Here is a 13,379-nt window from a genome sequence, read left to right as displayed (position 1 = left end):
CAAATTGTGTTATTGAGCGGCCAGATGCGCCGCCCCTGAGTGGATTGCGGCGTTTATTCCAATCTTCGTTCGCGCCGACCGCCATGGAAGCGTGCTTCCGGCGACAGGCAGGCAAGGAGCCGTCCATGATCGATACCAAAACCCTCACCCAGCTCGGCGCGCATGTCGAGACGCCACAGAGCCCGGAAGCGGCGGTCCTGGAAACCGTGCCGTTTTCGCGCGGCGACGGCCCGCCGGCCATCGTGCGCTTCACCTGCCCGGAATTCACGTCGCTGTGCCCTGTCACCGGCCAGCCTGATTTCGCCCATATCGTCATCGACTACGCACCCGACGCGGCTCTGGTGGAATCGAAGTCGCTCAAGCTGTTCATGACCTCGTTTCGCAATCATGGTGCTTTCCATGAGGATTGCACCGTCATGATCGGCCGCCGCATCGTGGCGGCAACGAGCCCGCTATGGTTGCGCATCGGCGGCTATTGGTATCCACGCGGCGGCATTCCGATCGACGTGTTCTGGCAGACGGGCGCGCCGCCGGAAGGCGCCTGGCTGCCCGAGACCGGAGTGGCGCCCTATCGCGGGCGAGGCTAGCTCGAACCATCATTCGCATTGGTATTGGCTGAGCGCCCATTCACCGGTCACCGACAGCAGGTCCGATATCTTCCATTCGCCATCGACCTTCTTGAACTTCCACTCAAGGCGGTGCGGGTTGCCCGCGACGACGAAGGCGACGATGACCTTGGCCTGGTCGCCATTGATCGCCTCGAGCGTCTTCAGGCTTTTGTCGATCTCGCCCTTATCATAGTCGGCATTGTCGAGCGCCATGTTGGGGTCCAGGCACTCGCCCTGCCCGGATTTGCGCAGCGCATCGCTCTTGTCGAGCACCGTTTTCGCCGGATCGACGAAATGGCGGCGCTGCGACGGACCGACCTCCAAGCCGACCTGGTCGTAGAATGGCCGCACCACCGCTGTCGGCGAGCCCGGCTGAATTGGGGCGGCAGGTATGCTTGGCGAGGCAGCCGGTGGCGTTGCCGGCTCGGCGGCTCCGCGAGGTGCAGGCGCTGGCGGCGACCCGTGGTCATCGGGCGCGGGGGCAGCCGGAGCATTCGCCGGCGGCGTGCCGAGTAGCCCCTGCGCGGCGCCGCCACTCAAGTCCGCCGCCATAATGCACACGGCCGACAGTGCCAGGAACCGGCGGCGGGCCATCGGATCACTCCGGATCTTGGCCCGCCAGACATTCGAGCTGGCTCAGCGTCCAATCGCTGGTCTTCGATGCGATGTCCGATATCCTCCACTTGCCGTCGATCTTCTTCAGCGACCAATGCATTTCGCGTTGTGCATCGTCTCCTTCCGGAAAGAGGCTGAAGCTCGCCACCACCTGGGCAGTATCGCCATCCACCATCTCGGACACTTTCAGGGTCTTGGAGACGGTCTTCTGGTCGAAATCCTGCGCATCGAGGCCCGGATCGAAATCGATGCAGGCGACCTGGTCCGGATTCTTCCTCGTTGCCTGATCGTTGAGGTCGAACAGTCTTGTCACCGGCTCGGTGAAGCGATCCCGGTATTTTGCGTCGGCCTCGAACTTGACATCCGGAACATAGAAGAACTTCACGGCGTCCGACGCCGGACCGGCCAGGGCGACAGCGGGAAAGGCCGTCGAAAGGGCGGCAAGGAGCACTGTCAGTCTCATGCAGAATCTCCGGCTTTTGATGGCTTGGCGCAATCCAGTAGCACGCATCCTGCATATCGGCTTTTTTGCGGCTCATGAAGCCCGAGGGCGGCTCGCCGCCGATGCAGGCCATCCGACAGGCGCGCGTGCCAAGACTGCGATCAGAGACCAAGCGCCACCTTGCGTCCATCATGGATGGCAAAAGCCGCCTGCCTTGAGGCGGTACAATCACCAATCGACGTGTGGGCAATTTTGCGCCTGTCGAGCTCGATGGAAAGCATGTCGGCTGCCATACTCGTCGTGGCGAAGATCAGCGCATCGGCTTCGACGTCCTGCTCGGTTCCGTCGAGCAGGGAAGCGACCCTGGCGGCCTTCCCGTCCCAATGAACGATGGCGCTCTCGGTCAAAAACCGCACCCGCAGCCTGGCGAGTGCGCGGCGCAGCGGCGCGTCGACTGCCATTCGCTGAAGCTCTTTGCCAACCAGGGCGTCAGGTGTCACAAGCGTCACATTGTGACCGTCCTCGGCGAGTTTCCAGGCGGTGCCGCACCCTTTCCAATTGCCGCCATCGTCGAGCAAGATAACATTTTTGCCTGGTCTCGCCTCACGGGCCATCACGGCTTCGGCCGAGAGAACCAGCCCGCCGCCCGGGATGCTTTCCCACTGCGGCAATGCCCGTTGGAAAGCGCCGTCTGACGGCATCGAGCCGGTTGCGATGATGACGTGGTCCGCGCCTTCGCGCTCGACATCCTCCGCCTCGACATATTGTCCGTACCGGACGTCGACCTGAAGCTGGCTGAGCTGGCGCTGGTACCAGTCGATCAGATCCAGAATCTGGGCGCGGCGCGGTTGCAGCCCCGCAAGGCGGAACTGCCCCCCAAGACGGTCGGAAGCCTCGGCCAGCGTGACACGATGACCGCGTTCGGCTGCTACACGCGCCGCTTCGAGGCCGGCGGGACCGCCGCCGACGACCAGTACGCGCTTGGGTTGGCTAGCCGGGGCGAAGCGATCTCCGCCCCATTCCCATTCCCGCCCCGCCGAGGGATTGATGACGCAGCTGATCCAGTAGTCGCGGCTGCGTCGGCCCCAGCACATCTGGTTGCAGGACAGGCACCCGCGAATGTCTTCCGGCCGTCCGGCGGCGGCCTTTGCGGCCAGGTGCGGATCGGCGATCTGCCCCCGCACGATGGAAACCAGATCAGCGTGGCCTTCGCTCAGCACACTTTCGGCATTCTGCGGCGTACGGATGTGACTCTCGGCGGTGACCAACGCGTGGCGCACGGTGGATTTGAGCACGGACGCCAGGTCGGCGCCGAGCTTTTCCGGATAAACAAAGGTCGGGATGATTTTGTAGAAATCGAAGTAGGAGCCCGTTCCACAAGTCACATAATCCATCAAAGAATCGCGGTCGTGGAGGTCGATTATCTCGGCCAATGCTTCGCGCTTCAGCGCCACCTCCACTTCCGGTTCGTCGTTGACCGCAAGGCCGATGATGAAATCATCGCCGCATTCCCGGCGAATTCTGCTCATCACCTCACGGCTCATCCGGGTGCGATTTTGAAGGCTGCCGCCCCACCGGTCGTCGCGGCGATTCGACCAGGGCGTCCAGAACTGGTCCAGTATCGAATGATACGCCGCCCAGACCTCGACGCCGTCGAAACCGGCCTCGCGGCAACGGCGCGCCGCCTGCACGAAACCGTCGATCGTTTCTTCGATCTCGGCTTCGGACATTCGATGCGAACCGTCAGAGTCGTGATAACTCGGCAGTCCGGAAGGGGACCAGCCGGCATGGAACGAGTTGTCCGCGTCCGCGTGCTGACCGACATGATAGAGCTGCTGGATGGCGACGGCGCCATTGCCGCGGATCGCTTCCGTCACTTTGCGGAAATGGGCGATCACGCTGTCGTCGGAAGGACGGAAGTTGCCGCGGGTAAGAATCGCGGCCCGGTGCACCGGCATCGGCTCGACGACGATCATGCCCGCGCCGCCGATAGCGCGTTCGGCATAATAGCCGACATGCCGTTCTGTCGGCAGTCCCTCTACCGCCATGTTCGCGGTATGGGCTCCGAACACGATCCTGTTGCGTAAGGTCTTGCCGCGCAGAGCAATCGGCGTGAACAACCGGTTGAAGACCTGCCCAGACATGTACCGCTCCTCAAAAGCCCTAGCGGCAGCACCCGAGCGCCAGCGCCCGCAGCCATAATCGATTTGCCGGACAGCCGGCACCTGAAAGGGTGCCGGCATTCGCCAACCATTGCAGCTAGGCGTCCAGCCAGACGTTCTGGAGGTCCATTTCAAAAGTCTGGTGGACGCCGTAGTTCTTCACCTTCTTGCTCGTATGACTGTAGAGCTTCTGCCAGAACGGCTGGATGATGACGCCGGAATCCTGCAGGATCTGCTCGACATCCTTCATCACCTCCTTGCGCTTGGCGACGTCGATCAGCGATAGCGCCTGCTTGAGCTTGGCGTCGAAATCGGGATTCGAATACGCCGATTCATTCCAGGCCTCGCCGGTGCGATAGCCGAGCGCCAGCACCTGGACGCCGAGCGGGCGCATGTACCAGATCGTCATCGAATAGGGATATTTCGTCCAGTCGTTCCAGAACGTCGAGCCCGGCAGCACCGTCCGTTTCACCTTGATTCCGGCCTCGCGCAGCTGGCCCGCGATGGCATCGCCGGTGTTCTTCTGCCAATCGTCCTCGATGGTGATCAGCTCATGCTCGAAGTCGGCCTGACCCGCCTCCGCCATCAGCTTCTTGGCGCCGGCGGCATCACGCTCCTTCTTGGGCAGCGGATAATATTCCGGATGGATGGGGCTGACATGGTGGTTTTCGCCGACCGTGCCGCGACCGCTGTAGCCGAGCTGCAGCACCGCGTTGTTGTCGACCGCCATCTGGAGCGCGTTGCGAACACGCTTGTCATCGTAGGGTTTGTGCGTGACGTTGGTGCGCGCAACCAGGGTGGTCGCGGTCGCCACCTCCGATTTCTCCAGCCCCATCTTGTCGAGGATGTCGATAAAATCGGCAGGCGACTCGAAATTGAGGTCGATTTCGCCGGAATCGAAGGCATTCACCGTGGCGTTGAAATCGGTGCCGTAGTCGATGAATTCGACGCCGTCGAGCGGAGCTTCGCCGCCCCACCATTTGCCGTTCTCGCGGCGCTTGACGACGGCTTTCTGGCCGACATCGTAAGAGACCAGCTCGAAGGGTCCGGTGCCGATCGGCTTCTTGATCGGATCGGCGCCATCGGCATCGAAATTGCGGTGGACGACGAGCGCCGGATAGTCGGTGAAGTTCGGGATCAGCGAAATGTCGGGCTCGGAGAGCTTCAGCTTGACCGTGTTGTCGTCGACCTTGGTGATCGCGCCGTCCCTCGCCTTGCCGGTCTTGGCGTCGATCAGCGCGCCGACACGCGCGGCCATGGAGTTGCCGGCGACGCCCTTCTCGCACCAGCGCGTCACATTGTGCACCACATCATCGGCGTTGAAGGTATCGCCATTGTTCCAGGTGATGCCCTTGCGCACATGCAGCGTATATTCGGTGGCGTCGTCGTTGATGTCCCAGCTTTCGAGCAGCACCGGCTCGAAGGTGAACTGCCTGGTATAGCGCACAAGCGGCTCCAGCCAGGTGCGCGAGATGTTGGCAAGCTCAACCCAGTCGTAGGTGCGCGGATCCTTCTGCGCCTTGACCGACATCGAGACACGCAGCGTTCCGCCCTTCTTCGGCTCCTCGGCCAAGGCGTCCGTCGGCGCGGCAAGGCCGATCATGCCATAGGCCAGAGCCGTCGATGCCCCGAAGGCGCTTGCCAACGCCAGGAATTCGCGCCGATCGAACCTACCCGCACGCGCCTCGTTGGCCATCTCCTCTATGGCGCTTGGAACACGATCACCATTGCTTTTGAAAAGCGTCATTTTTTCCTCCCTGTGGTTCCCGTCAGATCTTCGTCCCGTCAGCTAACGCTGTCCGGCAATTTCTCCTCGCGCAGCGCGATAAAATCCCTGAGACCGTCGGCGATGCCCACATCGAGCTTCGGCTCCTCATAATCGGCCAGCATGTTGCGCGCTTTCTCCCGGCCGCGCGTGTCGTGGTCCTTCGCCCCTTCGGCCTTCCACTGTTCATAGGAATTGAAATCCATGATGCTGGGCATGAAGAAGGCCCGCTCGAAATGCTCGAGCGTGTGCTGGGTGCCGAGGAAATGGCCCTGCGGCCCCACCTCGCGGATGGCGGCCATCGCTTCCTTGAAATCGTCGAACGGCAGCCCGCCGGCATATTTGTACCAGCCGACGAGCTGTTCGCAATCGGTCGCGAACTTCGAATAGCCGCAGGTGAGACCCGCCTCGAGCCATCCGGCCGAGTGCCAGATGTAGTTGGCTCCGGCAAGGATGGCGGCATGCATGAGCATGTTCGCCTCGTAGCCGGCCTGGGCATCGTTCAGCTTCGAGCCGACATGGAAGCCGGACGTGCGCCACGGCAGCCCGTATTTCCGCGCCAGCGCGCCCATCAGATACATCATCTGCGCGGCCTCCGGCGTGCCGCCCATCGGAGCGCCGGTCTTCATGTCGACCGTGACCATAAACTGGCCGTAGATTTGAGGCGAGCCGGGACGCAGGAGCTGGGTGAACGCTACACCGGCAAGCGCCTCGGCATTGACCTGCGCCACCGCGCCCACGGCCGAGGCCGAGGTCGAGGCGCCGCAGAGCGCGAAGGGCGCCAGGATCAGCGGCTGATTGTGACGGGCATAGACCTTCATCGCATCCAGCATGGTGGCATCCCATACCAGCGGTGAATTGCAGTTGGTGATCGACACCAGCACAGGGTTGTCGCGCACGTAATCCTCACCGAACACGATGCCCGCCATCGCCATCGTGTCTTCCGCCCGATCCTTCGACGTCACGATGCCCATGAACGGCTTGTCGGAATGCTTCAGCGCCGAATGGATGATGTGGAGGTGACGCTTGGGCACCGCTATTTCCATCGGCTCGCAGATGATCGAGCTCGAGGAATGCAGGGCTGGCGCCATGTAGGCGAGCTTGTGGAAATTGTTGAGGTCGGCGAGCGTGCCGTAGCGCCTGACATTGTCGAGGTCACGCACATAAGGCGCGCCATACATCGGCACGAAGATGGAATTCTTTCCGCCCACGCGCACCGTACGCTCAGGGTTGCGCGCGTTGAGCGTGAACTCCGACGGCACCTTCGAGACGAGCTCCATCAGCAAGGCCCGGTCGATCCGCACTCTTGTCTCGGAGACGTCCGCGCCGGCGGCCTTCCACATCTCGATGGCCTCATCGTCGCGGAACTCGCATCCCACGTCCTCCAGGATGGCGAGCGATTCCTGGTGTATGAGTTCCACTGCCTCGTCCGGCACCATCTGATAGACGGGGATTTGGCGGACCAGTGTCGGAAACGACGTTACCGGAGCTCCCCGCAGCGCCTTGCGCCCCAGGCGGCCGCCGGCTCGACGATTGGCGTGTTCGGTCACAGCGGCCGGTGCGTTCATGGCAACTCCATTCCTCTTATACCTCGCAGCCTAGACGCACAAAACAGGAATGTGACGCTGGAAAATCCTGATCTCTTGTATAAGCTCTGCTTATGCGAAACCTGCGCCACCTCCTTCCCTCGGCCGGCAGCCTGATCGTCTTCGAGGCGGCGGGCCGCCTGTCGAGCTTCACCGCCGCCGGGCGAGAGCTCGGCATGACCCAGGCCGCCGTTTCCTACGCGGTGCGCGGGCTGGAGGAACAGCTCGGCGCCAAGCTGTTCCAGCGCCGTCACCGGCAGGTCAGCCTGACGGAGGCCGGCGAGCGTTTCCACGCCGACGTTTCGCTGGGCCTGTCCCACATCCGAAAGTCGGCGGAGGATCTGCGCCTGCAGGCGACCGGAGGCCACGTGACGCTTGCCGCCTCGACTGCGTTCGGCTCCTTCTGGATGATGCCGCGGCTGCAGCAGTTCCGCGACGAACTGCCGGGCATTGATCTGCGCATCCAGACCGCCGACCGCGACCTCGACATCATCGCAGAGGGAATCCCGCTTGCCGTGCGCGGCGGCGAACCGAGGGACTGGCAGGACTATCATTCGCTGCCGCTTGCCGACGAAGAGATCTTTCCCGTCGCCGGCACCAGCTACGCGGCGAAGTTCGGCCTGCCCAAATCGGTCGCGGAACTGGCCACGCACCGTCTCATCCATCTTGAGGAGCCCTATCGGGAGGCGGCGAGCTGGAATGAGTGGTTCGAATCGGCCGGCGCCCGTCTCGGCGATACCGCGCGCGGCCTGCGCATCAACGATTACGGGCTGGTAATCCAGGGCGTCATGGAAGGGCAAGGCATCGCGCTCGGCTGGCGCCACCTTGCCGAGCGGATGCTCGCGACGGGACTGCTGGTGCCGGTGACGGACCATGTGCTCAAGACCGGCAAGGCGTTCTATGTCATCTGGCCGAGGAACCGGGAGCTTAGCGAGAATGCCCGCAAGGTACGGGATTGGCTGGCAGCGCAAGCGTGAGGTCGTTCACTGTTTTCACCGTATTTCACCCTCGCCCGCTCGGCACGAATCCGCCTATACTGTCACCATGCCCATACGCCAGCTTTCCGAAACGATGATCAACCAGATCGCCGCCGGCGAAGTCATCGAGCGTCCGGCAAGCGTGGTGAAGGAACTGGTCGAGAACGCGCTTGATGCCGGTGCGGGAAAGGTCGAGGTCGTCACATCAGGCGGCGGGTTGAACCTGATCCGTGTCACCGACGACGGCTTCGGCATCCCCGAACAGGAGCTTTCGCTGGCGATCGCACGCCATTGCACCTCCAAGCTTGCCGAAGACATCCACGACATCCGCTCGCTCGGCTTTCGCGGCGAGGCGCTGCCATCGATCGGCTCGGTATCGCGCTTGTCGATCCGCTCGCGCACGGCGGCAAGCGACAGCGCCGCCGAGATCGGCATCGAGGGCGGCAGGATCTCGCCCGTTAGGCCGGCGGCGGCCAATCGCGGCACCACCGTGGAGGTGCGCGACCTTTTCTTCGCCACCCCGGCAAGGCTGAAATTCATGAAAGGCGAGCGCGCCGAAAGCTCGACGACCAGCGACGTGGTCAAGCGCATCGCGATCGCCTTTCCGACCGTTCGCTTCACGCTCAGCGGTTCCGACCGCTCGACGCTTGAATTGCCGGCGACCGATGACAGCGCGGACGGACGCCTGCGCCGCATCGCCCAGGTGATGGGGGCCGAGTTTCCCGACAATTCCATTGCCATCGATGCGATGCGCGAAGGCGTGCATCTGACCGGCCATGTATCGATCCCGTCCTTCACCCGCGCAAACGCGCTGCAGCAATATGCCTATGTCAATGGCCGGCCAGTGCGCGACAAGCTGATCGCCGGCGCTATCAGAGGCGCCTTCGCCGACGTCCTGCCACGCGACCGCCATGCGGTCACGGTGCTTTTCCTGACACTCGACCCGGCGATCGTCGACGTCAATGTCCACCCAGCCAAGGCCGATGTCCGCTTCCGCGACCCCGGCCTGGTGCGCGGGCTGATCGTCGGCGCCATCCGTCAGGCGCTTGCCGAAGCCGGCATCCGCGCCGCCACTTCCGGTGCCGCCGGCATGATGGCGGCGTTCCGGCCGGGAGCGGCGTCATACGCCCATGGCGGCCCGGCCAATGGTCACCGCAGCTACGAAGCGGCCTACCGCGCCTCGGGTTCTGCCGGTTTCGACCACGCACGCTCGCCGCAACGGCCACTCGACATGGAGTTCCAGGGTTCAGGATTCGAACGAAACGGCGGGTTCGGCGAAAACGAGCAGGCGGCGTTCGATGCCGGCCCGATCGCCAGCGCCGACGCCCGGGCAGGACAGGGCGAAGCGGCGGAGACGCTGCTTGGCACGGTGCTCGGTGCGGCACGGGCGCAGGTGCATGAGAACTACATCGTCGCCCAGACCAGGGACTCACTTGTCATCGTCGACCAGCATGCCGCGCATGAGCGGCTGGTCTACGAGGCGTTGAAGAACGCGCTGCACGCGCGCGCCGTGCCGTCGCAGATGCTGCTTCTGCCGGAGATCGTCGACCTGCCTGAAGAGGATGCCGAACGGCTCGCCACGCATTCCGAAACGCTCGCCCGCTTCGGGCTCGGCATCGAGCGTTTCGGGCCGGGCGCCGTGGCCGTGCGCGAGACACCGTCGATGCTGGGCGAGACCAACGTCCAGCAATTGGTGCGCGACCTCGCCGACGAGATCGCCGACAACGACACCGTCGACACGCTGAAGGAAAGGCTGGACAAAATCGCGGCGACCATGGCCTGCCATGGTTCGGTGCGTTCCGGCCGCCTGCTCAAGGCCGAGGAGATGAACGCGCTGCTGCGCCAGATGGAGGCCACGCCCGGCTCCGGCACCTGCAACCACGGTCGCCCGACCTATATCGAACTCAAGCTGGCGGACATCGAGAGGCTGTTCGGGCGGCGGTGAAGGCTGCCTGCGAGGTTTGCCGGTGCAGCCCCCACCCCGCTGCTTCGCAGCGACCCTCCCCACAAGGGGGAGGGTGAGGAAGCGCCCTGCCCATCTACAGGAAAGCACTTTTATGAGGACGCGGAAAAGCGGAGTTCCCTACCTCCCCCTTGTGGGGAGGTCGGACCGAAGGTCCGGGCGGGGGTCCGAAAAGAGCCGCTTCCAAGCGGCTCTTTTCGAATCAAGAAGTGACCCCAACTCCCTGGTTCACCTCTTCAAATTCACTACGATGACGCCCCCTAGCGCCAGCGCGCCGCCAAGCAGGCCGAGCAGCATCGGGACTTCGCCCAGCCAGAAGAAGCCGATCAGGGCGGACATGGGAGAGACCAGATAAAGGAAGTTCGAGGCACGCGCCGCAGGCAAGCGCGAAAGCGCCGTCGCCCAGGCGGCATAGGCGATCAGGCTCGGCACGACGCCGAGATAGATGACGGCGCCCAGCCCCCCCATATCGGCGACCGCCGCCTGCGAAAAAGCTGCCGGCAGGAAGGGCGCCAGGCAGAGCGCGCCGAGCACCATATTCGAGGCCGCAATGGTCAGTGGATGATGGCGGGCGAACAGCGGCTTCTGGACGATGGTGTTGACCGCCGAACAGAGCGCCGATCCCAGCACCAGGAGCGCACCCGTGTCGAAATGCAGGCCCTGTCCGTCGGCCATGGCGATAATGCCGATGCCGCTGAAGGAAATGGCAGTACCGACCCAGGCCATCGTCGAGAATCGTTCGCCGAGCAGCGCCATCGCCATGATGGCGGTGAAGATCGGGCTGACATTGATGATGAATCCGGCAGCACCGGCCGAAACCGTCAGTTCGCCGAAATTGAGCATGGCGGTGTAGAGCGCGACGAAAACGGCGCCGCCAAAGGCCAGGCGCCACAACTCGCCTATGCGCGGCAGCGTCGGCCGCCTGACAGCAAGGAAGATCGCCGCAGGTACCGCGGCGATGGCAAAGCGCAGGGCGCCGAGTTCGAGCGGCCCGAACGCGGCGAGGCCAGCCCGGATCGCCGGAAAGGCCGAGGCCCAGCCAATCACCGTCAGCGCCACCGCTACGGCCGCGGTGGTGTCCATCCGCTGTGCTGGATTCAACGTGCTCGTCATCGCCCTCATCTCATCGTCCTCCCGTTCTTTCGCCTCTCGATGGGGAGAAAACGCTTTTTCGGACCAATTGACAAACGACCAAATCGAGGGTCAGCTGTGACTATGGATCACAGCTTAGACGACATCTTGCCGCTCGAGACACTGCGCGCCTTCGATGCAGCGGCACGCACGGGGAGTTTTTCGGCAGCCGCGCAGAGGCTCAATCTCACCCATGGCGCTATCAGCCGGCAGATCGCCAAGCTGGAGGGCTGGCTTGGCCTGAAGGTTTTCGAACGCGGGGCGCGCGGCGTGACGCTGACGAACGAAGGCAATCGCCTGCATCTCAGGACCACCGAAGCCTTCGCGTTGATCTCGGTCAATTCGGACCGCTGGGTTGAACCGCGCGGCACCGCAGTGGTGCGGCTGGCCTCGATCCCTCGGTAAGCGGCCTATGGCTGATGCCACGCATGGCGGCGCTTGAGAATGATCCCACCCGCCTGCGCATCGTGCTGGATGTCGATAACCGCCAGGCCGATCTCGCCGATGAAGGCATCGATCTGTCGGTGCGCTGCGGACGCGGCCGCATCCCGGGCCGCGTTTCGATGCAGTTGTTCGAGGAGTATCTGTTTCCGATCGCCTCGCCGAGCCTCGCGCCGGAGATCGGCTGCGGCGACCCGGCCCGGCTGCTCAAATTCCCGCTGATCAACGATTCCGACGCATCCGGCTGGCGCGCCTGGTTCGCCGCGCAGGACATGGATTACCGGCCGCGCCCGCAGGACCGCCGCTTCGAAGACTACAATCTGGTGCTCGATGCCGCCGCACACAGCCTGGGCATCGCGCTGGCACGCCCGCCGCTCACCGAACACCAGATACGGTCGGGGCGTGTCGTGGCCGTCGACGACCGCGTTGTGCTCAATCCCGTTTCCTACTGGCTCGATCGTCCTGCCGGGAGGCCCCGCGCCGCTGCCGCCGACCTGTCGCGCCGCATCGCGGCGCAGGCCGGTGTGTCGGCGGAAAAGATCGAACACTTCGTCGAAGCCGACACGTAGGTTTCAGAGCAGTTCACCGTTTCACGGAAACGGCGAACCGCTCTATGTCTTTGTTTTGCGCAATTCCATAGGGAAAGCGCTACGCGCGTTTCCCGGGAAAACCGTACACACTTGCTTTAGCGAATGGCCAACCAGACAAATGCAATGAGCGCGGCAACCAGCAGGCCCGTTGCGATGGGGCCGATGCCGACCGCGCCTTGTTCGCGATTCCCCGGTGCGGCTCCCTTTGGTTGGCCGGTCATGCACCCCGGCACCACATTGTCGGCTGACGCCTTTTGCACGACGGATACCCGCGGCGAGACGAACGCCGGCCACGAGAGCGGCGCGGGCCGGGCAGCGCCGCCGTCTTCGGCTCTTGTGACGGCCACTGGCACGCCGCGCTGAGCCTCGTCACCTGGCGACGCCTGCTTACGCGCCGAAATCTCGGAAACGGCCTTTTCGGCGGTGTCCATGTCCGGCTCCATCGCCGCCTGATAGGCCCGTACGATCTGCGGTGCGGCCAATTGCTGCGACGTCTCGGCCGACGCGGGCGGCAGGGCCGCCAACGCTTCCAAGGCCGGTTGCGGGCGGTCGCAAGGCCACCTTGACCAGCGCTGCCTTGAGCACATCGGGTTTCGCCGGCGGCACCGCCTGCGGCGTCATCGCCTCCTTGAGCAAGGAAGCCAGCCGAGCGGAAGAAATGTCCATCATGTCCCCACCAATGGTACTCTTCGGCTCATCAAATAGGATATCAGCATTGCCTCGAGCTTGTCCCATGCTTGACCTTGCCGGCAATTTGTGGCGATGAACTCGGCATGAAGCTCGGCACCAAAGCATGATGAACCGTTTCGAAGGCCCCGGCGGCAAGGAAGCCCGTATTCGCTATCTCGACGGCGACTTCCAGGTGACGAGCCCGGGCGCGTTCGTGCGCTGCGCGGTGACCGGCGAAAGCATTCCGCTCGACGAGCTGAAGTACTGGAGCGTTGAGAGGCAGGAGCCCTACATCAACGCCGCGGCCTCATTGCGCCGCGAGATCGAGGCGCATCCGGAATTGCGCAAGCGAAGCTGAGCAAATCCCGGAATGCGCAGCCGTTTCTGTCCGCCGTTGCGTAAAAACCAAGAAGCAGAGCGGGTCGGCGAT

General features: G+C 63.7%; 11 protein-coding genes and 1 pseudogene. 5 read left to right on the top strand and 7 right to left on the bottom strand.

The features are described from left to right. Positions 1 to 125 precede the first annotated feature (125 nt). Positions 126 to 587: a preQ(1) synthase gene (gene queF, locus FJ443_RS19310; RefSeq protein ID WP_140515582.1), complete on the top strand. Its 462-nt coding sequence runs from the start codon at positions 126 to 128 to the stop codon at positions 585 to 587. Between the two features lie 9 nt (positions 588 to 596). Here the strand turns inward: queF and FJ443_RS19305 are convergent, their stop codons facing one another. The 5 genes from FJ443_RS19305 to FJ443_RS19285 form a co-directional block, all read right to left on the bottom strand. After that, on the bottom strand, positions 597 to 1,202 hold the full coding sequence (locus tag FJ443_RS19305; protein WP_140515580.1) for a hypothetical protein: 606 nt from the start codon (positions 1,200 to 1,202) through the stop codon (positions 597 to 599). 4 nt (positions 1,203 to 1,206) lie between these two features. Then, positions 1,207 to 1,686 (bottom strand): DUF3828 domain-containing protein, encoded by a 480-nt coding sequence (locus tag FJ443_RS19300; protein WP_140650049.1) that lies wholly within the window; start codon positions 1,684 to 1,686, stop codon positions 1,207 to 1,209. Positions 1,687 to 1,826: 140 nt separating this feature from the next. Next, on the bottom strand, positions 1,827 to 3,809 hold the full coding sequence (locus FJ443_RS19295) for an FAD-dependent oxidoreductase (protein WP_140665399.1): 1,983 nt from the start codon (positions 3,807 to 3,809) through the stop codon (positions 1,827 to 1,829). 115 nt (positions 3,810 to 3,924) lie between these two features. Continuing rightward, positions 3,925 to 5,574, bottom strand: coding sequence for an ABC transporter substrate-binding protein (locus tag FJ443_RS19290; protein WP_140665396.1), 1,650 nt, complete (start codon positions 5,572 to 5,574; stop codon positions 3,925 to 3,927). A gap of 38 nt (positions 5,575 to 5,612) precedes the next feature. Beyond that, a complete protein-coding gene (locus tag FJ443_RS19285) occupies positions 5,613 to 7,160 on the bottom strand; it encodes a trimethylamine methyltransferase family protein (protein ID WP_140515574.1) in 1,548 nt (515 codons plus the stop codon). Between the two features lie 92 nt (positions 7,161 to 7,252). Between FJ443_RS19285 and FJ443_RS19280 the strand changes: the two genes are divergently transcribed. Both FJ443_RS19280 and mutL read left to right on the top strand, forming a co-directional pair. Then, positions 7,253 to 8,155, top strand: coding sequence for a LysR substrate-binding domain-containing protein (locus tag FJ443_RS19280; protein ID WP_140557078.1), 903 nt, complete (start codon positions 7,253 to 7,255; stop codon positions 8,153 to 8,155). Between the two features lie 67 nt (positions 8,156 to 8,222). Then, positions 8,223 to 10,100 (top strand): DNA mismatch repair endonuclease MutL, encoded by a 1,878-nt coding sequence (mutL, locus tag FJ443_RS19275; RefSeq protein WP_140665541.1) that lies wholly within the window; start codon positions 8,223 to 8,225, stop codon positions 10,098 to 10,100. 246 nt (positions 10,101 to 10,346) lie between these two features. On the opposite strand, the gene FJ443_RS19270 is transcribed toward mutL, so the two are convergent. Continuing rightward, positions 10,347 to 11,240, bottom strand: a complete 894-nt coding sequence (locus FJ443_RS19270) for an EamA family transporter (protein ID WP_140665393.1) — start codon at positions 11,238 to 11,240, stop codon at positions 10,347 to 10,349. Positions 11,241 to 11,333: 93 nt separating this feature from the next. Here FJ443_RS19270 and FJ443_RS19265 point away from each other — a divergent pair. After that, positions 11,334 to 12,259: pseudogene (locus FJ443_RS19265) on the top strand (LysR substrate-binding domain-containing protein). Between the two features lie 116 nt (positions 12,260 to 12,375). On the opposite strand, the gene FJ443_RS19260 reads toward FJ443_RS19265, so the two are convergent. Continuing rightward, on the bottom strand, positions 12,376 to 12,804 hold the full coding sequence (locus FJ443_RS19260; RefSeq protein ID WP_210239612.1) for a hypothetical protein: 429 nt from the start codon (positions 12,802 to 12,804) through the stop codon (positions 12,376 to 12,378). 269 nt (positions 12,805 to 13,073) lie between these two features. On the opposite strand from FJ443_RS19260, the gene FJ443_RS19255 reads away from it, so the two are divergent. Then, positions 13,074 to 13,307 carry a DUF2093 domain-containing protein gene (locus FJ443_RS19255; protein ID WP_140494196.1) on the top strand — a complete coding sequence of 78 codons (234 nt, stop codon included), beginning with the start codon at positions 13,074 to 13,076 and terminating at the stop codon, positions 13,305 to 13,307. Positions 13,308 to 13,379: the final 72 nt, after the last annotated feature.

This window comes from Mesorhizobium sp. B2-6-1 (assembly GCF_006440475.1).
Taxonomy (GTDB): Bacteria; Pseudomonadota; Alphaproteobacteria; order Rhizobiales; family Rhizobiaceae; genus Mesorhizobium.
The sequence above is the reverse complement of the archived record's forward strand: the minus strand, read 5'-3'. Positions and strand labels throughout refer to the sequence as shown.

Bases quoted from the DNA above. Each gene is read 5' to 3' on its own strand.
- FJ443_RS19280 (WP_140557078.1), top strand. From the start codon at position 7,253: ATGCGAAACCTGCGCCACCTCCTTCCCTCGGCCGGCAGCCTGATCGTC.
- queF (WP_140515582.1), top strand. From the start codon at position 126: ATGATCGATACCAAAACCCTCACCCAGCTCGGCGCGCATGTCGAGACG.
- FJ443_RS19270 (WP_140665393.1), bottom strand. From the start codon at position 11,240: ATGAGGGCGATGACGAGCACGTTGAATCCAGCACAGCGGATGGACACC.
- mutL (WP_140665541.1), top strand. From the start codon at position 8,223: ATGCCCATACGCCAGCTTTCCGAAACGATGATCAACCAGATCGCCGCC.
- FJ443_RS19300 (WP_140650049.1), bottom strand. From the start codon at position 1,686: ATGAGACTGACAGTGCTCCTTGCCGCCCTTTCGACGGCCTTTCCCGCT.
- FJ443_RS19290 (WP_140665396.1), bottom strand. From the start codon at position 5,574: ATGACGCTTTTCAAAAGCAATGGTGATCGTGTTCCAAGCGCCATAGAG.
- FJ443_RS19305 (WP_140515580.1), bottom strand. From the start codon at position 1,202: ATGGCCCGCCGCCGGTTCCTGGCACTGTCGGCCGTGTGCATTATGGCG.
- FJ443_RS19255 (WP_140494196.1), top strand. From the start codon at position 13,074: ATGATGAACCGTTTCGAAGGCCCCGGCGGCAAGGAAGCCCGTATTCGC.
- FJ443_RS19295 (WP_140665399.1), bottom strand. From the start codon at position 3,809: ATGTCTGGGCAGGTCTTCAACCGGTTGTTCACGCCGATTGCTCTGCGC.
- FJ443_RS19285 (WP_140515574.1), bottom strand. From the start codon at position 7,160: ATGAACGCACCGGCCGCTGTGACCGAACACGCCAATCGTCGAGCCGGC.